Origin of the sequence: Arenimonas fontis, assembly GCF_008386465.1 — a bacterium.
Lineage (GTDB): Bacteria > Pseudomonadota > Gammaproteobacteria > Xanthomonadales > Xanthomonadaceae > Arenimonas > Arenimonas fontis.
On the sequence record NZ_VUOD01000030.1, the window covers coordinates 1 to 408 of the forward strand.

The following is a 408-nucleotide window of genomic DNA, read 5'->3' on the forward strand; positions in this document are numbered from 1 at the left end:
ACCCGGACCCGGTCGATCACCTCCCGGCCGTACTTGGCCACGACATGGAACAGGTCGTAGACGACCTCCGCGTTCGGGCAATGCGCCCGAACCTCCAGGTCGTAGGCGGAGTTCATGTCCATCGCCACGGCGCGGACCTGGGCGCAGCGCACCGGGCCCAGCAGCTCAAAAAACGGCCTGATTTCCGCTCTCGAACGCCCGCGCCCCACCCACAGCACCCGCTTGCGCTCGGGGTCGACCACCACGGTCGCGTACCGGTGGCCCTTCTGGATCGCGAACTCGTCCATCGCCAGCAGCCGCACGCCGTCCAGGTTCGGCGGGCCCAGCGAGCGCTCCAGATGCCGGAAGTCGATCGCTTTGACCGTCTTCCAGTCCAGCCCGAACCACCGGGCGGTGTGCCGCACCGAT

General features: G+C 68.4%; 1 protein-coding gene. It reads right to left on the reverse strand.

Features of this window, described 5'->3' with window-relative positions:
* Positions 1-408 (reverse strand): transposase (locus F0415_RS12560; RefSeq protein ID WP_149861552.1); only part of this gene is annotated, 408 nt, incomplete at both ends.